19 protein-coding genes and 1 pseudogene are annotated in these 18,951 nt (G+C 67.8%); 12 read left to right on the top strand and 8 right to left on the bottom strand.

The genetic code is table 11. The features are described 5' to 3' along the window. Positions 1-76 precede the first annotated feature (76 nt). Positions 77-643 carry a dihydrofolate reductase family protein gene (locus ACZ5ID_RS24145; RefSeq protein ID WP_468901532.1) on the top strand — a complete coding sequence of 189 codons (567 nt, stop codon included), beginning with the start codon at positions 77-79 and terminating at the stop codon, positions 641-643. 122 nt (positions 644-765) lie between these two features. Here the strand turns inward: ACZ5ID_RS24145 and ACZ5ID_RS24140 are convergent, their stop codons facing one another. Continuing rightward, entirely contained in the window at positions 766-1,230 is a 465-nt protein-coding gene (locus tag ACZ5ID_RS24140; RefSeq protein WP_468901529.1) for a hypothetical protein, read from the bottom strand. A gap of 608 nt (positions 1,231-1,838) precedes the next feature. Between ACZ5ID_RS24140 and ACZ5ID_RS24135 the strand changes: the two genes are divergently transcribed. Together ACZ5ID_RS24135 and ACZ5ID_RS24130 are read left to right on the top strand one after the other, a co-directional pair. Continuing rightward, positions 1,839-2,288: a papain-like cysteine protease family protein gene (locus tag ACZ5ID_RS24135; RefSeq protein ID WP_468901527.1), complete on the top strand. Its 450-nt coding sequence runs from the start codon at positions 1,839-1,841 to the stop codon at positions 2,286-2,288. Positions 2,289-2,298: 10 nt separating this feature from the next. Continuing rightward, a complete protein-coding gene (locus ACZ5ID_RS24130) occupies positions 2,299-3,162 on the top strand; it encodes a hypothetical protein (protein ID WP_468901525.1) in 864 nt (287 codons plus the stop codon). 309 nt (positions 3,163-3,471) lie between these two features. Here ACZ5ID_RS24130 and ACZ5ID_RS24125 read toward each other — a convergent pair whose 3' ends face one another. Next, positions 3,472-4,209, bottom strand: a complete 738-nt coding sequence (locus ACZ5ID_RS24125) for a dienelactone hydrolase family protein (protein ID WP_468901522.1) — start codon at positions 4,207-4,209, stop codon at positions 3,472-3,474. Positions 4,210-4,320: 111 nt separating this feature from the next. After that, positions 4,321-4,689 (bottom strand): VOC family protein, encoded by a 369-nt coding sequence (locus ACZ5ID_RS24120; RefSeq protein ID WP_468901519.1) that lies wholly within the window; start codon positions 4,687-4,689, stop codon positions 4,321-4,323. 63 nt (positions 4,690-4,752) lie between these two features. Here ACZ5ID_RS24120 and ACZ5ID_RS24115 point away from each other — a divergent pair, with 63 nt between their 5' ends. Both ACZ5ID_RS24115 and ACZ5ID_RS24110 read left to right on the top strand, forming a co-directional pair. After that, the gene (locus ACZ5ID_RS24115; protein WP_468901516.1) at positions 4,753-5,217 is read left to right on the top strand and encodes a MarR family winged helix-turn-helix transcriptional regulator; all 465 of its coding nucleotides are present in this window, start codon (positions 4,753-4,755) and stop codon (positions 5,215-5,217) included. A 496-nt stretch (positions 5,218-5,713) separates the two neighbouring features. Further along, positions 5,714-6,631, top strand: coding sequence for an ATP-binding protein (locus ACZ5ID_RS24110; protein WP_468901513.1), 918 nt, complete (start codon positions 5,714-5,716; stop codon positions 6,629-6,631). Here the strand turns inward: ACZ5ID_RS24110 and ACZ5ID_RS24105 are convergent. After that, positions 6,549-7,667, bottom strand: a complete 1,119-nt coding sequence (locus ACZ5ID_RS24105; RefSeq protein ID WP_468901511.1) for an FAD-dependent oxidoreductase — start codon at positions 7,665-7,667, stop codon at positions 6,549-6,551. The two genes, ACZ5ID_RS24110 and ACZ5ID_RS24105, sit on opposite strands and share 83 nt — an antisense overlap. Before the next feature lie 53 nt (positions 7,668-7,720). On the opposite strand from ACZ5ID_RS24105, the gene ACZ5ID_RS24100 reads away from it, so the two are divergent. Beyond that, positions 7,721-8,413: a TetR/AcrR family transcriptional regulator gene (locus tag ACZ5ID_RS24100; RefSeq protein ID WP_468901509.1), complete on the top strand. Its 693-nt coding sequence runs from the start codon at positions 7,721-7,723 to the stop codon at positions 8,411-8,413. A 181-nt stretch (positions 8,414-8,594) separates the two neighbouring features. Here the strand turns inward: ACZ5ID_RS24100 and ACZ5ID_RS24095 are convergent, their stop codons facing one another. Continuing rightward, the gene (locus tag ACZ5ID_RS24095; RefSeq protein WP_468901507.1) at positions 8,595-9,581 is read right to left on the bottom strand and encodes an alpha/beta fold hydrolase; all 987 of its coding nucleotides are present in this window, start codon (positions 9,579-9,581) and stop codon (positions 8,595-8,597) included. 109 nt (positions 9,582-9,690) lie between these two features. Between ACZ5ID_RS24095 and ACZ5ID_RS24090 the strand changes: the two are divergent. Then, a pseudogene (locus ACZ5ID_RS24090) lies at positions 9,691-10,065 on the top strand (MmyB family transcriptional regulator); the annotation flags it as partial. A 265-nt stretch (positions 10,066-10,330) separates the two neighbouring features. On the opposite strand, the gene map reads toward ACZ5ID_RS24090, so the two are convergent. Beyond that, the gene (gene map / locus ACZ5ID_RS24085) at positions 10,331-11,107 is read right to left on the bottom strand and encodes a type I methionyl aminopeptidase (RefSeq protein WP_468901504.1); all 777 of its coding nucleotides are present in this window, start codon (positions 11,105-11,107) and stop codon (positions 10,331-10,333) included. A gap of 772 nt (positions 11,108-11,879) precedes the next feature. On the opposite strand from map, the gene ACZ5ID_RS24080 reads away from it, so the two are divergent. Continuing rightward, positions 11,880-13,253 (top strand): NHL domain-containing protein, encoded by a 1,374-nt coding sequence (locus ACZ5ID_RS24080; protein WP_468901501.1) that lies wholly within the window; start codon positions 11,880-11,882, stop codon positions 13,251-13,253. A 52-nt stretch (positions 13,254-13,305) separates the two neighbouring features. Here ACZ5ID_RS24080 and ACZ5ID_RS24075 read toward each other — a convergent pair whose 3' ends face one another. Then, positions 13,306-13,815 carry a hypothetical protein gene (locus ACZ5ID_RS24075; protein ID WP_468901498.1) on the bottom strand — a complete coding sequence of 170 codons (510 nt, stop codon included), beginning with the start codon at positions 13,813-13,815 and terminating at the stop codon, positions 13,306-13,308. A 31-nt stretch (positions 13,816-13,846) separates the two neighbouring features. After that, a complete protein-coding gene (locus tag ACZ5ID_RS24070) occupies positions 13,847-14,944 on the bottom strand; it encodes a hypothetical protein (protein ID WP_468901495.1) in 1,098 nt (365 codons plus the stop codon). Between the two features lie 414 nt (positions 14,945-15,358). Between ACZ5ID_RS24070 and ACZ5ID_RS24065 the strand changes: the two genes are divergently transcribed. The 4 genes from ACZ5ID_RS24065 to ACZ5ID_RS24050 all read left to right on the top strand — a co-directional run bounded on the left by ACZ5ID_RS24065 (position 15,359) and on the right by ACZ5ID_RS24050 (position 18,899). Continuing rightward, a complete protein-coding gene (locus ACZ5ID_RS24065) occupies positions 15,359-16,108 on the top strand; it encodes a hypothetical protein (RefSeq protein WP_468901492.1) in 750 nt (249 codons plus the stop codon). 67 nt (positions 16,109-16,175) lie between these two features. Continuing rightward, on the top strand, positions 16,176-18,020 hold the full coding sequence (locus tag ACZ5ID_RS24060) for an FG-GAP-like repeat-containing protein (protein WP_468901490.1): 1,845 nt from the start codon (positions 16,176-16,178) through the stop codon (positions 18,018-18,020). A 233-nt stretch (positions 18,021-18,253) separates the two neighbouring features. Continuing rightward, the gene (locus ACZ5ID_RS24055) at positions 18,254-18,580 is read left to right on the top strand and encodes a hypothetical protein (RefSeq protein ID WP_468901487.1); all 327 of its coding nucleotides are present in this window, start codon (positions 18,254-18,256) and stop codon (positions 18,578-18,580) included. A 16-nt stretch (positions 18,581-18,596) separates the two neighbouring features. Beyond that, positions 18,597-18,899 (top strand): hypothetical protein, encoded by a 303-nt coding sequence (locus ACZ5ID_RS24050; protein WP_468901485.1) that lies wholly within the window; start codon positions 18,597-18,599, stop codon positions 18,897-18,899. Positions 18,900-18,951: the final 52 nt, after the last annotated feature.

The following is an 18,951-nucleotide window of genomic DNA, read 5'->3' as shown; positions in this document are numbered from 1 at the left end:
GTGCGCGCCCAGTTCTGCCGATGCGCCGGTGTCTACATCGGGAGCAGTCCGGCCAACCGAACAGGGGAGCAACCTCATGGGAACGATCGTCGTCTTCGAGAATGTCTCGCTCGACGGAGTCACTCAGGACCCGACCGGCGCGGAGGGCGTCAGCCACCAGGACTGGCGCGTCGGGCTCACCCCAACCGACCGCGCAGCATGGGACAAGCTCATCCTCGACGACGCGCTGGGCGCGCAGGCCCTGCTGCTTGGGCGACGCACCTACGAGTTCTTCGCCGCACGGTACCCCTCGCGCACCGGTCAACTGGCGGACAGGATGAACAGCCTGCCCAAATACGTCGCCTCCACCACGCTCACAGATCCTGTCTGGAACAACTCGGCGGTGCTCGATGGCGACGCCGTGGATGAGGTGGTGAAGCTGAAACATACGGTCCACGGTGAGATCCGCGTCTACGCCAGCTCCCAGCTCGTTCATACGCTGCTCCAGCACGACCTCGTCGATGAGCTGCGGCTGGCGGTCTTTCCGCTCGTAATGGGCGGCGGCAACCGCCTCTTCGACCAAACCGGCATTCCAAAACACCTGCACCGCACCGACACCCGCACTGTCGGTGACAGTCTTGTTTACCTCAGCTACCAGACGTGACTGGCCCGTCGCGGGACTGTGGCATTCTCTGAGCGCTCGGCCAGCCCTGCCGTGGCGAATTCGCATCTCAGCGGGGCCGGCGCAGCGTTGAGCGCTCCAGGGCAAATGCGCCCTGGCGCGGACTAGAAAATGATCCGCGGGCTCTGTACGTTCATGTAGTACTGACGCCCGGAGCCGAAATCCGCCCAGAAGCCGACCTGCACAAGTACCTGGCCCCAGGTCTTGGGGAGGTCTATCGAGGTCAGGTTGAAGTAGTGGTTCCCGGAATTACCTGGGACCCAGTGACCGGTCAGCCTGTCGACACACCCGAAGTCGTACAGCCACTTGCCGTTCGTGTCCACGAGTTGGGCGCAGGGGTCGGAGAGGAACGCGTTGTTGACTCCGATCCCCGCAGTGATCGTGGAGCCGTTTTGGGTGATGCAGGCGTCGATGTTGGCGCCTCCCCAGTTCGCCCATGAGTGGTTCGGAGTGTTGTCGGACCGGCACAAAAATCCGGACTCTTGCGCTGAGGCGCCGGGGGCCACGGACACGATGCCGGCCAGGGTGGCACCGAGCGCGGCTGTCGTGGCGAGGAAGCGTTTGAACATGAGGTCTCCTTTTTATTCAGCTGGTCCGGCTTGTTTCTTCGCCAGGAAGGGACCACGTGCGACGCACGTGACTTCTTCGGCTGGTCCCCGTCCGGAGTCCGACTCTGCCGGGAAGCGAAGTTGACCAGCGGCCCCCATGGGATCGGGGCAGGTCAAACGGGTCAAGCGGCCGGACAAGCGGAGTTGTCCGCGGACAACTCCGCTCCAGGCCCGCCCCAGAGGTCGGGACAGATCCTCTCCAAGGCGCAGGCGAGCATCCCGCACCGTGCACCCGTCATAGACGGTGCGATTGGTGAGGCAGTGGCGGAGGCAGCCCAGCATGCGGATCCGGACGAGTCCCGACCGCCCAAACAAGAAAGATAGCAAGCTTATATGCTCATTCCCTCTTATGGGTGTAGTTTCTGCAGCCGGTCTATATGTCTTCTTCATTTCACGCTGTCATATTCCTGCCAGATCACCCGGCGCTCATCGCATTTACGCGGGAAGGCAGGAAGATGGGCAGATTCACGTTAGCGACTGCGGCGTCGGCCATCGCGCTGACGGCTTCGGGGTTGCTCGCAGCCGCCGTAGGCCCGGCACATGCCGAGGCGGGGCAGGACAACATCAACATGTACAAGCAGGAGAAGACCCAATGGTGCTGGGTCGCCTCCGGTCTGACAATCGCCAAGTTCCAGGGTCTCGGCAGCACGCAGACGGACTTCTGCAACCGCGCCCAGCCCGCCTACGGTTGCAACAACCAGCCCGCAACGCTTGACGACATGGCCAGGGGCTGGGGGAGCCTCGGCATGGCTCATACCGGCTCGGGCCTGAGCAGCGCGGCCACGTTCAACCAGGTCTACACCGACGTCAAGGCGGCCCGTCCCGTCGGCGCACGCATCGGATGGACCTCCGGCGGTGGCCACATGAACGTGGTCTACGGCTTCGACACGTCGGACAACAGGATCGCGGTGGCCGACCCATGGCCGGACACGACCACGTACACGTGGTGGAACTACAACGACTACGTGAGCAACAGCTCGTCCAAGTGGACCCACTCCCGCATCGGCATCTCCCGCTAAGGCAGGCGACATGCGCGAAACAAGAACGTCCAGCGGTCGGGCGGCCTCGCGCCTGACCACCCTCCTGGTCCTGTGCGCGTCCGCGCTGCTCTCCATCGTCGGTCCCGTCCACTCGATCCCGTCCAAGGACCCGCTCCCGGCGGACATCCCGGACTACCAGGCAGCTCTCGACCTGGTGAAGTCGGCCAATGTCCGCAACGCCGTCTGCCGTTTCCTCAGTGTCCCGGTCCCCCAGGGCGACGGGGTCGGGACGGCACAGCAGATCCCCGACAAAACCGATCCGTGCGAGGGCATGCCGGCGTTCAGCGTCAAGGACCCGCTGGCGCTGAACGAGATCACCCCCGGCTTCGTCGCGGGGACGTCCCAACCGATCGCCACGGAAGCGGTCAAGCTCAGTAACCTGGTCTCCGCGCTGAGCGCCCCGGTCAACGGGCGGAACGCCACCGTCATACTCGCCCCCACCCAGGGCGGCGGCTGGCATCTGGCGGCCGTGCGCGAGGGCGACAGCGATGCCACGTACGCCGGTAAGGCCACGCTGGGGACCCTGGTGTTCACCGAACCCCAGATCCGCGGCTGGTACCAGCTGAAGCTCACCACGGTCGAGCCGCTCAACGACCAGGCACGGCAGGGCCTGGGCGGACAGGCGTCGGTCTCACTGAGCGACTACCAGAAGCTGGTCAAGTCACGTTACGCCGACAAGTTGCCCGGCTCGGAGTACGACACCAAGGGCATGTCCAGCGGCTACAGCACCGCGAAGAAGACGCAGGACGCCAAACCTTCGGCACCGGTGCTCCTCGGCGGTTCGAGCGCGGCGCTGGCGCTCGCGGGCGGCGCCTTCATCCTCCTCCGCCGCCGACGCAGCACCACGCACTGAACCACGCCCTCTTCGCCCCGGTCCCCGGCATTCGGCCGGGCGCCGGGGCGAAGCCGTGCACCGCAGCACGCAAGATCTCTCGACCACCCACCCACCTACTGGTGCGGGACCGCGGAGAACCGAGGAACGGAGGGTGACCACCGGACGCCGGAGATCAAGTTCTAGGCACGATCGCGCGGGAGGCGGGTCGCGCCCCGGCGGGCGGGCCCGGTCGGCGCGGGTTCGCCGGTGAGCATCCAGCCCCACGTCGTCAGCGAGATCCGGGAGATCCGACCCCGCCCAGGCCTGGCGCCAGCACGTTTGCCTGGGTCACACCCCCAGCTCCTCCGTTACGGGCAGGCACTCGGCGAGCAGGTCGACGATGTCGCGCCAGGCTCGCCGTGCGTGCTGTGGGTGATAGCCGACGCCGGGGACCGTGGGGTGGTCGACCGGGGGGTGGTGGAAGGCGTGCAGGGCGCCGCCGTAGACCGCGAGGCGCCAGTCGACGCCCGCGGCTTGCATCTCGGCGGTGAACGCGTTCCGTTGCGCGGGCGGCATGATCGGGTCTTCCGATCCGACCCCGGCCCACACCGGGCAGCGGATACGCGCAGCCTCGCCCGGTCGGCCCGTGGTCGTTGCGTTGACCGTCCCGATCGCGCGCAGGTTGACGCCGTCGCGCCCGAGCTCCAGCGCGATCGCGCCCCCGGTGCCGTAGCCGACGGCGGCTATCCGGTCGGGGTCGGTCCGCGGTTCGGTGCGCAACACGTCGAGCGCCGCGTGGCCGATGCCTCGCATCCGGTCGGGGTCGGCGAGCAGCGGAATGCACCGGGCCAGCATCTCCTCGGGGTCGCCCAAGTAGCGCCCGCCGTGAAGGTCGAAGGCCAGCGCTGCGTATCCCAGCTCGGCGAGAGCATCGGCCCGGCGGCGCTCGACGTCGCTGAGCCCCATGCCCTCTGGCCCGAGCAGCACCGCGGGCCGGCGGTCGACGCCGGCCGGGAGCGCGAGGTGCCCGATCATCGTCAGACCGTCGGCCGGATACTCGACCGTACGCGTCGTAATCGTCGTCATGGGTCCGGACTGTAGTGATCGTCGAGCCCGGTCCGGCCGGTGTTCACCGCTGGCAGAACAGCGCGGATGTGCCTCTGAAATGCGGCGAGGAGTTGGTTCACCTCTCGGTTGTCAGGTGCGGTCGTGGAGAGTGATCTGGTAACCGTCGGGGTCCGCGAAGGTGAAGGTCCGGCCGAAGGGGCCGTCAATCGGCGCGGAGACGATGGTGTGACCGTCTGCGACAAGGGCGTCGTGGATGGTCTGGACGTCGGTGGCGTGGAGCCAGATCGCCGCACCGATGCCGGGCTGGGCAACAGATGCGAGATCGGTGCCCGGAACGACGTCGCGGAGCGCGAACGCGATCGGCTTCGTCTCGAAGACGACGGCGTGCGGAGGTCCGGCCTGCGAGCGGATGAGGCCGAGATACTGCTCGTAGAACGCCTGCGAAGCGTCGAGGTCGCTCACTTGGAGCGAGATGAAGTCGGGGCCGGTGGCGGGCATGATGATGCTCCTTCTCTGCATGTCAGCTTTCTGACACAGGTCAACCTATGTCAGAATGCTGACATGAAACAAGACGGTGTCGGCGTCGACCTGGAGACGTCACTGGGCTACCTGCTGAAAGAGGCGTCGAGCGCCCTGCGCGTAGCCATGGAGGAGGTGCTGCGGCCCCTCGGGATGAGCGTGACGCACTACTCCTGCCTCGAACTGCTGGCTCAACGGCCGGGCTTGTCGAACTCGGAGCTCGCGCGGGGCGCGTTCGTGACGCGGCAGTCCATGAACGTGCTGCTCCAGGCCCTGGAACGAGACGGCTACGTGACCAGGCCTGCGGAGGCACCCGTCGGGAAGGCTCTTCCGGCGCGGCTCACGCCTCGCGGCCGACGGAGCTTGGAAAAGGCGACCGTAGCGGTCCGGTCCGTCGAGCTCAGAATGCTGGCCGGTATGACCGAGACGGAGCAGTCAGACGCGTTCCGGGCCCTGCAGAGCATGGTCCACTCCCTCCGCAACGGCAACGGCAACGACGGCGCATAGCCCGTGTCCTGGCGCGCTTCCGCCATCCCCGGGCAGGAGTGGATCCGCGCCCAGGGGACCGGTGCCAGACGCGGGTGAGGCGGGCGAAGGCGGTGGGTGTGTTGTCGGTGGTGTGGCTCAGGCGTTGCCACCACTGAGGGGTCCGGTTCGCTCGGTGCGACGCGCGGTGATGGCGAAGGCTGTTCTGCACGGGTGTACCGGTCGGCGCGGCGCGGGTGGCGCCGAATGACAGGACACGCCGTTCGCGGGCTGAGACAGCGCGGGGGTTCCAGGCGTGTCGGGTCTCGGCCTCGTCACCGGCGATCGACGATCGTTGATCGCCGGTGACGAGAGCCCGAAGCGGCGGCGCGAATCCGCCGGGACCCGGAGCGACAGGTTCAGGTGGTACATCCCCACTGCCCGGTATGCGGCAGGTCGATGTAGGCCTCCGCATGGGCCGCCACTGCGAACAGCACATGACCGTACGTTGTGACCTGAGTGGGGCGTGGGGGAGTCGATGTCGACAACGAGCAGGAACGACTTATCGATCTGTGTGGGTCGTGAAGGGGAACCCCGGCTTCTGGAGCAGGCGTTGGACGACGCACGGAGGGGGCGCGGTACGGCCGTGCTGCTGGCCGGCGAGGACGGCGCCGGCAAGTCCCGGCTGGTGCGGGAGGTGGCGGAATCGGCCCGCAGCCAGGACATGCGCGTGCTGCTCGGCCGGGCCAGCGCGATCAGCCCCGCCGTACCACTGCGGGCCCTCAGCGAGGCCCTGGCCTGCCTCTTCCGTGACGGCGTCACCCCGGACAGCCCGACGCTGGGGCCGTACCGCGCCGCTCTCGGCAGTGTCGTACCCGAATACGCGCACTTACGGCCCGCCACCGGAAAGCGGTCCGTCGAGGCTCGGCAGCGGGCCCGAAGTGTCCTCGGCGTCCCCGGCCCGCAGGACTCGCCCGTGCTCCTCGCCGAGTCCGTGCTCCGTCTCCCGGCAACCAGCCGGCAGCCCCGCGGACCCGTCACGAGGCTGCCGGTGCTGACCAGGGTGCGCAGCAACTCCGAGGCGACGAACTGGTTTCCGCCGCTGTCCCGGTACAGCCGGTCCGCGACGTGGTGCGGCACCTCGTCACTTCCGACGCCGAGGTGGCACGCCGCCAGCCGTGCCACCTCGGTCCGGCTCAGCCCCTGCAGGATCAGCAGTGTGCCCGAGTGCCGCTGTGCCAGGTCCCGGGCGAGGTCCCATGGCGCGCCCGGGTCGGACCGGAAGGTGACCAGCAAGACGGTGCCCTGCGCGGCGATGTTGTCCGCCAGGTACGCCACCACGCTGCTGGTGCTGGTGTTCTCGCGCTTGGCGTTCAGGATGGCTGGACTTGGTCGAAGAGGGCGAGGGCTTCGGCTGGGTCCGGGCTCACGAGGCGTTCCAGACCGGCCGTCGTGATCTCCGCCCACCTGCCGGCCCGTGCCCACATCTGTTCCTCGAAGGCGCGGACGGTCTCGTCCAGGTCTCCGGGGTCGGTGGCGATGGCCTCGGCGAGTTCGGCGCCTTCCAGCATCGCCAGGTTCGCGCCCGCCCCCAGTGGGGGCATCAGATGGGCGGCGTCGCCCAGCAGCGTCACTCCGGGGACGTGGGTCCAGGTGTGGGACACGGGCAGGACGTAGAGGGGCCGGTGCACGAAAGCGGTGCCGTGGCGGAGGAGATCGAGGACGGGGGTGGCCCAGCCGTCGAACAGCGCCAGCAGACTCCATCGCATGGCCTCGATGTCGGTCAGGTCCTGGTCCGCGTGCCAGTCCAGCGGCGCGCGGAACCGGGCGTACACCTTGACGTGACCGCCGCTGTTGCGCTGGGCGACGAGAGCTCGGTTCACTCCGTACACGGCCAGGGAACCGTCGCCGATCAACCGGGCGAGGTCGGGGTGGCGGGTGTCGATGTCGTCGAGGGAGGTCTCGACGTGGGTGACGCCGGTGTAGTGCGGTGTCACCGACGAGACTGCCGGGCGGGTCCGGGACCAGGCGCCGTCCGCGCCGACCACAAGGTCGAATGCCTCCTGGCGCCCGTCCGAGAAGTGGACCAGTACGCCATCCCGGGCGCCCGGCACCACCTGTGTCACGCACCGGCCCCACTGGACGTCGAGGGGGCCGAGCAGCAGGTCACGGAGGTGTCCGCGGTCGATCTCGGGATTGGCCCGGTCGTCGGGGCGGGGTTGCCAGTCGCGCAGGACGGTTCCGTCCGTGTCCAGGATGCGCATGGCCTGTCCTTCGGGACGAGACAGCGCCTGGAACTCCGCCAGCAGCCCCGCCTTGTACAGCGCGAGCTGGCCCATCCCTTCGTGCAAGTCCAGCATGCCGCCCGGGGGGCGGGCGTCGGGGGCGGGATCGCGTTCGAGGAGGGTGATCGGGTAGCCGTGGCGGTGCAGGACGCGGGCGAAGGTGAGGCCGGCAGGGCCGCTTCCGACCACTGCGATGCGATGTCTCATGTCGATACACTGTATTGCGCATAGACAGCGCATGGCAACGGTACGGTGTGAGCATGACTGTCTGGGACCGGCCCGAACCGCCGACTCGCCCCGTGCCGCTCGACCGGGAGCGGATTGTCGCCGCTGCCATCGCACTGGCCGACGAGGGCGGTCTGGAGGCGGTGTCGGTGCGCAAGGTCGCGGCCCGCCTGGACGCCGGCCCGATGCGGTTGTACGGATACATCTCCACCAAGGAGGAACTCTTCGACCTCATGGTGGACGAGGTCTACGCCGAGATCCTCCCCCAGGAGCAGGCCGGTGACTGGCGCGAGGCGCTGCGTACCGTCGCCCAGCGCACCAGACACGCCGCTCTCCGGCACGAATGGCTGGCCGACCTGCTGGGAGGCCGCCCGGCTCTGGGCCCGAACGCCCTGGCCGTGGGCGAGGCAACGTTGGCCGCCCTGGACAGCCTCACCGACATCGACACCGCCATGCGCGCCGTGGAGACGGTGAGCGCCTACTTCATTGGTGCGATCAGGCGCGAGATCGCGAACCTGCGGGCCGAGCGCGCCACGGGCCTGTCCAAGCACGACTGGCAGCGCGCCCACGGCCCGCATCTGACGAGAGTGCTGGCCACCGGCCGTTTCCCGGCGCTGGCCAAGGCGGTGTACGACGGCACGGACGTGGACGCCGAGGCATCCTTCGCGACCGGCTTGGACTGGGTCCTCGACGCCGTGGCCGCCAAACTCACCCCATCGTCGGCATGACGCCCGGCCCGTGCCGAAGGTGGCCTAGCTCTGGGTCGTACTTCACGGTGACGGCCGAAACCGACAGTGACAGCCTCATCGCCGACCTCACCAGCCTGGACCCGCCGTCGGCGGATGACGAGATCGACAGGGCGATGAGGGAGGGGCTGCCGGCTCCGTCCTCAGTGGCAGTGCGCACCCCCTAGCCCTGGAGGGCGGAGAGCCAGTCGGTCAGCAGCCGGTTGACCTCGTCGGGGCGTTCCTGCTGGATCCAGTGGCCGCAGCCTTCCAGCAGGTGGGAGGCGGACAGGGCGGGGAGGGTGGTGGGGTAGGCGCTGATGGCGTCGGCCATCCAGGTGGTGGAGGCGTCCAGGGTGCCGCCGATGAACAGGGACGGCTGCTTGATCGGGGCTCCGCGGTGGAGGGCGAGGTCTTCCCAGTCACGGTCCATGTTGCGGTAGCGGTTGAGGGCGCCTGTCAGGCCGGTGCGCTCGAACTCCGCGGCGTAGACGCCGAGGTCGTCCTCGCTCAGCCAGCCCGGGAGCGGGCCGGTGGGGAAGCGGTCGCGCAGTCGGCCGCCATGGGCGACGAAGTGCGGGTCGGGCTCGCCCTGGGCGGGCATGGTGTCGGCGGACAGCGCCGCGTAGAAGCCGGCGAGCCAGCCTTGGACGTCGGGCTCGATCTCCGCCTCGGCGCGGCCCGGCTCCTGGAAGTAGGAGACGTAGAACTCCTGCTCTGGGCCGCCGATCTGGCCGAAGACGTCGCTCGGTCGGGGGCCGCCCGGCGGTGCGTAGGGGACGCTCAACAGGCCGACGGCGCGGAAGACTTCGGGGTGGAGCAAGGCGGAGGAGGCGGCGATGTTGGAGCCCCAGTCGTGGCCGATGACCACCGCACTCTCCTCGCCGAGGGCGCGCACCGCGGCAAGGTTGTCCTGCACCAGGTCGAGCATCCGGTAGGCGTCCGTCGCGGCCGGCTTGGAGGAGCGGCCGTAGCCGCGCACGTCGATGGCCACCGCCCGGTAGCCGGCGGCGGCGAGGACCGGGAGCTGGTGGCGCCAGGAGTACCAGGACTCGGGGAAGCCGTGGATGAGCAGGACCAATGGGCCGGTGCCCTGTTCGACCAGGTGCAGGCGGCCGGCCGGGCTCTCGATGGTGCGGTGGCGGAACTCGGCGGTCGGCTCGGGCTGCATGGGCTTCTCCTCGACTCAACGGCGGATGCGGCTACCCGTCGATCATCGGACGCGGCTGCCTCTCACCGCCATCGGCATTGCCATTCTGGCAAATTCGCAGGAGAGGGGGGACTGGGCCAGAACCGCCGCCGGCTTCGTCGCCGCTCTACGTACCACCATCGGTGACGACACCGACGATTCCCGGTTTGTCGAACTCGTCGGAGAGCTCGCACTGTCCAGTGAGCGGTTCCGCACCCTGTGGGCCCGACACGATGTCCGCAACCTCGACGGAGGCACCACCACCGTCCACCACCCCGTCGTCGGTGAACTGCGGCTCCACCGCGACAAACTCCCCATCGACGACGTCATCCTCGTTGTCTACTACCCCGACAAGGACAGCGACAGCGACGAGAAGCTGCAACTCCTCGCCGCGCTCTCACAGACCGAACACACCGACACAGCAGACCACGGGTCGGCAGACGCCCCGCACCCGAAGACACTCTGACGAAGGCCGCCCTCCTGGCCGTACAGCCAGAAAGGCCGCGCCACGATGTCCGCCATCTGCGGACCGCCTCGGCGCCCTGGCAGGACTACCGAGACCTGCCAGTCGCGGATCACCTGCACCTCCTCCGCAGCGCGGCCTCCGCGAACGAACACGACGGACGCAGGGACGCGGCCTTGGCGACGTGGAGAGGTCAGCGCAGGCCAGCGCAGTGGATTCGCCACACACCCGAGATGAGCAACCGGCGGCTCCTGAGCTCACCGGCGCGCTATCCCCTTACGGGTCGGGTGAGGATTTCGGCTCCGCTGTCGGTGATGGCGATGGTGTGCTCGCTGTGCGCGGTCCGACAGCCCGTCGCACTGCGCAGTGTCCAACCGTCGGCGTCGGTGACGAGTGCGGCAGTGCCGGCCATGACCCAGGGCTCCAGGGCGAGCAGGAGTCCGGGGCGCAGCTTGTATCCGCGGCCGGGCCGTCCGGTGTTCGCGACGTGTGGGTCCTGGTGCATGGTCGAGCCGATGCCGTGGCCTCCGAACTCGGTGTTGATCGGGTAGCCCGCGTCGCTGAGGACCGTGCCGATGGCGTGGGAGATGTCGCCGATGCGCGCCCCAGGCTTGGCGGCGGCGATGCCGGCGGCGAGTGCACGCTCGGTCGTCTCGATCATCGCGACGCTCTCCGCCGGTCTGGCCTTGCCCACGAGAAAGCTGATCGCGGCGTCCGCGGCCACTCCGCCCCTGGCTACGGCAAGATCGAGAGTCAGCAGATCTCCGTCTGCCAGCGTGTAGTTGTGAGGCAGCCCATGGAGCACTCCGTCGTTGACGGCCGTGCAGATGTAATGCCCGAACGGACCGCGCCCGAAGGACGGCGCGTAGTCGACGTAGCAGGACTGCGCTCCCGCCTCGGTGATCATCTCCTTGGCCCACTGGTCGATGTCCAGCAGGTTCGTCCCGACCGTGCTGCGCTGCTTCAGGGTGTGCAGGATGTTTCCGACCAGCGCGCCGGTGTCCCTCGCCCGGTCGAGCCGCGCGGAGTTCAGGATCTCAATCATGGGGACCTCTCATGTGCGTCCAATAACTATACCGGTATAACTATACCGGTGTGAGGATGGGGTCAAGGTCAGACTGCTGCTCACTCACGGGTGCGGTCGCCTGAGCAGAGAGCAGGCGGCGAGCGCGGTAACAACGGCGCTTATCACGACTGACCGAGCGGCTTGTGGGCCGCCCGAACCTGCCGGTGAGGGTCGTCTGCGCTCGGAACCCGATGCGGTGGTGGCTCTGGTGACGCCGGGGCCACGGTCAGGCCCTGCGATGCCGGTTGCTCAGCGGGAATGCCGACGGGCAGCTGTTGGCGCCCGCGTCTCGGCGCCTACGCCGGGGCGCAGGCGCACACCGTGCGTCCGTCGTGTCGCCATGCGCTCGACATGGCGGGCAGTGCTTCTGGGTCACTGGATGGAGGGGTTTGCCTGCCGCCGGCTCGGGCGGCGGTCTGTCCGCCTCCAGCATGGGAGCAGCGCACCGGCGGCAGACGGTTGCTTCGTGCGTGAGCGCAGGAGTCGTCTGCCCGACCAGAAGGCCAGGAGGACCAAGTGGCGTAGGCAGTACGGCACTTGCCCGGGAACGGTCGGCCTTATTGCTTACGCCTGTAGCGGGCGGTTGGTGAACGGTGAGGGGATGATGATGAGCACTGCCCATGTGGCAGCCACAGATGACGAGGACTCCGGCCCGCCGATCAGCACGTTCGCAGGGACGGGGGAGGCGGGCTTCAGCGGGGACGAAGGCTTGGCTGTAGAGGCTGAGTTGAACCATCCGTACGGTGTCGCGGTGGACAGCACCGGCACTGTGTACTTCTCTGAATACAGCAACCACCGGGTCCGCAAGGTCACGGCGGACGGGAAGATCAGTACGTTCGCGGGGGCTGGGGAGGCGGACCGCGGGGACGACGACGGCCTGGCCGTCACTGCCCGGCTGAACTACCCGCGTGGGGTGGCGGTGGACAGCGCCGGTGGCGTCTATATCGCCGATGCCGGTAACCACCGGGTCTGCAAGGTCACGGCGGACGGGGAGATCAGCACGTTCGCCGGCACAGGAGCCGCGGGTCCCGGCGGCGACAGCGGTCCCGCCACCGCTGCCGAGCTGGACCGTCCGTACGGTGTCGCGGTGGACAGCACCGGTGCCGTCTACATCGCCGACCACAACAACCACCGGATCCGGAAGGTCACGGCGGACGGGAGGATCAGCACGTTCGCGGGGACCGGGGAGGCGGGATCCGGGGGAGACGGTGCTGCGGCGGAGTCGGCCCAGTTGAACGGGCCGCACGCAGTGGCGGTGGACAGGTCCGGCGTCGTCTACATCGCGGACAGCGAGAACCACCGGGTGCGGAAGGTCGCGACGGACGGGAACATCAGCACGTTTGCCGGCACGGGCGAAGCGGACTTTGGCGGCGACGGTGGGGCGGCGGAGTCGGCCCAGTTGAACCACCCCGTCGCGGTGGCGGTGGACAGTGCCGGCTGCGTCTACATCTGCGACCAGTACAACCACCGGGTGCGCAGGATTGCGGCCGACGGAAGGATCAGCACGGTTGCCGGCACGGGCGAGGCGGATTTCGGCGGAGACGACGGCCCGGCCAGCTCGGCCCCGCTGAACAACCCGTTCGGACTTGCGCTGAACAGCATCGACGCCCTCTATATCGCCGACCACATCAACAACCGGATCCGGAAGATCGCCTCACCCAGACTGCCCAGGTCTGGCACGGTGGTCTGCTGGGCCAACACCCGCAGCAGGCTGCGGATGGCTGTCGCACGCGAGTCCACCAAGGACGGGGCCGAGATCCACCAGACCCTCCCCGTTCCCAGGGGGCATCAGCGGTGGCGACTGGTCGTGGTCGGCCAGGACGACGGCGAGGCCCTGTACCGGATCGAGAACGTACGCAGCGGCAAGGCCCTGGAGGTCGTCGGCGGGCAGGACTGGGCCGGCGCTGTGGTCGCGCAACGCGCCTATGAGGGGGATGACGCGCACCATCAGCAGTGGAGGCTGATCCCGGTGGGTTCGGCGGCAGACACTCCGCATGTGTACGAGATCGCGAACCGCAACAGCGGACTGCTCCTGCAGGCCGACACGAACGCCCGCACGGCGATCAGGCAGGACGGGGCGGCAGGCGACCACCGGGGTCGGCAGTGGCAGCTGCTGCCCGCGTGATGCACCAAGGGGGCAGGGGCGCCCTCGCCCCTGCCCCCTCACAACCAGGGTGTCACTGGGAACCGGGCGGCTTGTCGGCGGTCGCCTTGGGCGCCTTGCCGGCTTCTGGCGCCTCGGGTTTCGCCGGCGTCTCGGGCATGCTGGTGTACTTGCCCTTGTCCGGCTTGTTCTGCAGGTCCTCGTTCTTCTTCAGGTCGGGGTTGTTCGCCATCTTCGCATTCGACTGCTCCATGCCTTCGGACGCTGCCGTGGAGACTGAGCCGAGATCCTGGGTGTACCCCGTCGGGCCGGCTGCGTCCTGGGTCTTTTGGATGAAGGAGCCAAGGAGGCCCATGATGAGGCGCGCTTCGGGTGACTGTTCCTGTACGACCTTCGCGCGCGAGGAAGCCCCGTGGATCGCCTCGGCGGACAGGGTCGCGCTCTTGTCATCGTACGTGTTGTCGGTAGCGTCCTCGAAGTCGGTGTCCGCGCCTGGCTGCGTTCGGGCGTCGTGGGTCACGGAGAAGAACCCTGCGCTCTGGCCGGCGAAGTTGAAGATACTGTTGAACACTATGGTGGTCACCTCTGCTCATCGTGGTGGTGGTGGCGTCGGCTCAGGAATGCTTGTGCAGCGTGCGGTTGCTGTCGGTGAGGCTCTGGCAGTCGAACATCGTGTGGTGCACGTCCAGGACGGAGACCACCTCGGCCAGCCCGTGCAGGTGGAAGCCGCCGCCGACCAGGTCGAGGACGCTGATGGGGCGGGCGACCAGCCGATCGAGGCCGGGATGGCGGTCGGCCTGCGGGGGAGACAGGACCGCCACCGGCACGGCGTAATACACCGCGATGAACCCGGAGAAGGTGACCGGGATCTCGTAGTAGTAGTGCTTCTGGCAGCGCCGTTGGGTGACGACGGTCTCCACGCGACCGCCCGGGGGGACCTCACCGGAAATCTGCGATTTCGAGGCCCAGCTGGTGCTCAGCGAACCGCTCACGGAGCCTTGGATTCCCAGTGCCAGCGAAGCGTTGAGCATGGCGGTGCCGGTGGCACTGCCTGTGGTCGTGAAACCCACCGACTCCGTCACCGTGTTCGACATGGAGTTCGTCGCCGCGTTCCGCACCGCGTTCTCGGTGGTGTTCGCGTTGTCCGCTCCGACGCTGTCCCTGCTGTTCTTGTTGGTCAGGGTGTTCGCGTTCTTGTTCGCCATCTCGCTCTGGCACTGTGCCTGCATCTGCGCCTGGAGGTCCATCCGCAACTGGTTCTGCAGCTGCAACTGCAGTTGTGCGCTGATGCTGCCGCCAAAGGTGAGCTTGGCATCCCCTTGAAGCGACCACTTGATGTCGTTCGACACGGTGAAATCGACCGAGTCGGTGAAGGTCATCTTGGACGTCTGGCTGCGGTTGACGTAGGCGCGCGAGGAGCACATGTCGGGCGGGGGCTGGCTGATGTCGCACCGCTCCTCGATGAGTGGCTCCCCGAGGTGCATGTAAGCGATCCAGCCCAGCTGAAACGCGGTCACAGTACCGGGTAAGGTGCCGTAACGCTGCTTGTTCACGGAGAGCCCGATGGGTTTGTGTGGCACTCCTGAGTCGTCGACATAGACCAGGCCGGGGTGGTTCAGCAAAGCCTCCCAGTCGATGTGGAGTTCCCTCAGGTTCTTCTTCGTCAGCGGCTGGCGCTTGGTCCGTCCCAGGTTGTACGCGGTGGAATACATTCCCCATCCTCGACTAATGTGTCCGAATGTCGCTCGGCGAATTTGACCGGAATGTGTGCGCGTTCTGGTGAGTCGAAGCTAGCACGTTCTGTAAAGTCCGGGAAGGTCTCGCCGTCCATCACACTCAATCGAGTGATAAGCGCTACGAGTCTTTCAACTTCCCTCGTTCGGCGGTAAATTCAAGAAGTATCGACCGCGTGGTCTGTGTATCCGATGGCTTTTCCTGGAGTCTGGCATCGGATTTCTTCCCGCGAATTAAGTGCCTTCCCCGGTTGCGCGCCTGCTTTAACGTCGCGCTGTCAGTGGCATTAGTCGTGCAGTAAATCCGCGCTGTCGGCGCAGTGGTTTATCGATGAAAACACTGAGCGCCCGACGCGTTGCTCTCCGCATCTAGAACAGGTGAGGTTCCCCGCGATGTACACCCAAGAACGCACCACGATGTCGAACCTGGTGGTCGGCGGCCCCGTAGCAGTCAACAGCTATGACAACGCGATCGTGGCGGCACTGGTCGAGAACCGGCCCGTCATGCTCGTCCACGCCTTCAACGGCGGCTACCTGCGGCCCGCCGAACTGGCGGACTCGATCCACGACAAGGGCGTCGAGCTGGCCACCGCGCTGGACCCGGCCACCAAGGAGGCGAAGGGCCACCTCTGGTACGTCACCCCCGCCGGCTTCTTCGGGCAGCGCCCTCTGTACTTCCTCGAGAGCGCCGCCGGACAGGCGCCGCCCACCCCCGCGGCTGCTGGGCAGATGCCGTCCGCACCCGCAGGCGCGGGGCAGTCCGATGCCGGGCGCGGCGACGACGGCACCCGGAAGCCGCAGCGTCGGCGGATCACCGTTCACCAGGACGCTCCCGCGAGCCCGGCCGATGCCGTCCAGGTGGGACTGCCGGACAAGGTCGACGACAAGTGGCGCGGGAAGAACGGCGCGCCCGAGGACACACAGCTCTGGGTCGTCACGGTGACGCCGTGGGGCGGGATCACCTTCGTGCCGATCACCCACCCCGACACCATTCTCGGGTTCAAGGACCACGCGGTGGCCGCCCACAGCGAGGTCCGCCTCACCTACAACTGGGGCGGCGACTTCACCGGGACGGTCATCAACACCTTCTACCCGCGGCTGCCCAACGAGTGGAGCGTCCCCTACCACCACGTCTTCACGTGACCGGCAGCCACCGACGCGTCAGGCACATCCCGCACCCACACCCGCACCGCCTGGAAGGGGCAGCACGATGCCCGTACCCACGCAAGAGCTGAAGCTTCAGATCGTCAACGCCGCCACCGGTAAAACCCTCGGCGTCAGGGACGCACCCGGTGGCGACGAGGCGCTCGTCGTCCGCGACCTGCTCGACGGCGGTCCGAGCCCGGAATGGTGGCAACTCACCCCCGTGCAGGACGCACAAGGCGCACAGACGCAGGACGAGCAGGCGCATGTGATCCGTAACGCGGTCAGCGGCAAGGTGTTCGACAACCCGGCCGCCGCGGACCGCGGTGTCCGCCAGTGGAACGCCGCCAACAACCAGAAGGCGCAGCAGTGGCACATCGTCCCCGTCGAGGGCGAAGCCGGCTGCTACTTGATCGAGACCAAGACCGACGGTGCCGTCCTCGACCTCGCCGACCCCGGCCTGGATGACACCCCGGTCGTCCTGCGCGAGTACGACGAGAACGCTCAGAGCCAGCGCTGGCGGTTCGTCACGGCCGAACCCGAACGCACCAGCGACCCCGTGCTGCGCTGGGCCCCACTGAGCCACTGGAACAGCCGCCAGTCCTGGCGGCTGACCCGCGCGTCCGCACTGCGCCCGGTACCCGGCGCCACACCGTCCTTCACCGACATGCTGCTGGTCCTCGAGGCATTCGGGAGCGACCCGGACGCCGGGGGGTGGAGCAGCGACGGAGCCAACCGCTCACCCGATGGGCACCCCATCCGGTGGGCCGAGCTCGGCGCTCGGTTCCTCGCCGACACCACCGGAGCCGGGGGAGCGGACATCGTCGGCCTCAAACCCGCGAAAGGGGTGGTCACGTCCTCCAGCCACGGCGATGGCACGTTCGGCGATGAGCGCGTCCTGCTGTCACCAGCACCCTCCGCGAGCAACGCAGACCTGTGGACCCTCGCGGACACGACGGGCGGCGGAAAGGCCGACATCGTCATCCTGTCTGCCGACGGCCTCCGTGTATTCCCTCGTGATGAGGACGGGACGTTCAACCCCTCGGGCGGCGAGCCGCTCATCGAGGCCTTCGGCCACGGCGTCCAAGCCGGCGGCTGGTTAGCCGACAAGCACCCCCGCTTCCTGGTGGACACCACCGGCGATGGCAGGCTCGACATCGCCGGTTTCCACGAGGACGGACTCTGGCTGTCGCTCCAGGATGAGGACGGCGCCTTCGCACCACTCACCGACGAGCCTGCTCTCAAGGCGTTCGGCCACAGCGAGGAAGCGGGCGGCTGGTTAGCCGACAAGCACCCCCGCTTCCTCGTCGACACCACCGGTGACGGACGCGCCGACATCGTCGGCTTCCACGACGACGGAGTCTGGATCTCCCTCCAGGACGAGGACGGCATCTTCGCCGAACCCCTGTACATCCTCGATGACTTCGGGGTCGACCAGGGATGGAGCACGCCTGAGGATCACCCCCGGTTCCTGCTTTCGACCACGGGTGATGGAGCGGTGGACATCGTCGGCTTCGGCCCACAGGGCGTCGTGGTCGCATACGGGCGCGGTGACGGCACCTTCGAGCCGGCGCGACTCGTCCTGAATGACTTCGGACTCGCCCAGGGATGGACGGGCAAGAAACACCTGCGCCTCCTGGCCGACGTCACCGGCGACAGCACCCCGGACATCATCGGCTTCGGCGACGAAGGCGTCTGGGTGGCGCACAACCGCGGCGACGGTCAGTTCGACCAAGCCCAGCTGGTGTGCCGGGGCTTCGGCTACAACGACGACGCCGGCGCCTGGCGAGTCGACCGCCACCCCCGCTTCCTCACCGACATCACCGGAGACGGACGCACCGACATCATCGGCTTCGGTGGCCCCGGCGTATACGTGGCCCGCAACATCTACCGTCGCTTCAGGACCCGCTAGCCCCGCCGGCCCCGCAGACGTGCGGCGCGGTACTGCCCCCGGCAAGGGGAGATTCCGGCGCGCTCATCGATGCCATGAGCGCGGAAGGCGTGACCGGCCTCCCGCATCGCACGAGTAACGACGACAACAACGCGCCATCCCTACCGACCGTTCCGTGACGAACAGACCAGTCCCACACACCCAGATGTGCCCCCTGGTGCGGCCGTCATCCCCGAAGGAATGAGGAACGAGCTGTGAGCACCCCGTCCTACCCCCTGGCCAACGCTCCCTATGCCCAAGCCGCGGCCGTGGTCAATGGGGATGGCACCGTCGTACGGGCCCAAGGTGTCGTCGAAGTCCGACGGATCGCGGACGGCAGCTACTCCGTGGAGGTCAGCAAGGACATCGACCTGGACAAATCCGTGCCGCTGGCCTGCCTGATCGGCCGGGTCGACTCGTCCGTCCCGGCCCAGGTCTGTATCAACCCCCACGCGATCAGCGGCGACCCGCACACCTTCGGCGTAACGACGTACGCGGGTGCTGCCCGCGTGGACAGCCCCTTCACTGTGATCGTTCCCTGAACCTGGAGGACATGCCATGGCCGATCCCGTCCCGCTGTACGCCCCCTACGCCCGCGCCGCCGCCATAGTGACCCGCGAGGGGATCGTGGAGAAGACGAAGAACGTTCTCCGCGTGGAGAAAGTCGGCGCCGGCACCTACAAGGTGATCATCGCCGAGACCGTTGACGTGACCCACGCCGCCCTGCAAGTCACCGCCGACAGCAGGGCGAACTGGGGAACCGAGGTCTACGCCCACAGCCTGGGACCGCATGTCGTGCAGGTCCTGACAGGGAAGAACGGAACGGAGGCGGCGCAGCCGTTCCACATCGTTGTCCTGTAGCGCCGGGAATATGAGTCAGGTCCATCGCATGCCGGTGGCGGAGAGCCACTGC

Source organism: Streptomyces sp. NPDC031670 (genome assembly GCF_055580545.1).
The sequence above is the reverse complement of the archived record's forward strand: the minus strand, read 5'-3'. Positions and strand labels throughout refer to the sequence as shown.